Consider the following 436-nt stretch of genomic DNA (forward strand, 5'->3'; position numbering starts at 1 on the left):
CGTACCGCGTTTCAAAATCGCGCCGACGCGCGCCACCACTTCGCGCGGCGAGAACGGCTTCACCACGTAATCGTCGCCGCCAATCTCGATCCCGACGATACGGTCGATCTCGTCGTCGCGCGAGGACAGGAACAGGATCGGCAGCGCCGCCGCCGCCCCGCCCTCGGCGCGGAGCGCACGGCACAGATCGAGCCCATTCAGCCGCGGCATGTTGATGTCGAGCACCATCAGATCGGGCATACGCCGCGCGATCGCGGCCTGCGCGTCCTCGCCATCGCTCGCCTCGGCCACGCTCATCCCGGCCTTGCCCAGCGCGAAGGCGAGCAAGTCGCGGATATGCGGGTCGTCATCGACGATCAGGATGTGGCTCATGCGGGTCATTGTGGCTTCCGGGCGGGACGGGTCAACCGTGTACTCCACGCCGCGTCCACGCATG

At 67.7% G+C, this 436-nt stretch carries 1 protein-coding gene; it reads right to left on the reverse strand.

Features of this window, described 5'->3' with window-relative positions:
- On the reverse strand, positions 1 to 381 hold a 381-nt coding region (locus AACY45_RS28740), incomplete at its 3' end, for a response regulator (protein ID WP_339548865.1).
- Positions 382 to 436 lie beyond the last annotated feature (55 nt).

This window comes from Pseudomonas sp. RA_35y_Pfl2_P32 (assembly GCF_963970735.1).
In the GTDB taxonomy this organism is placed as follows: Bacteria; Pseudomonadota; Gammaproteobacteria; order Pseudomonadales; family Pseudomonadaceae; genus Aquipseudomonas.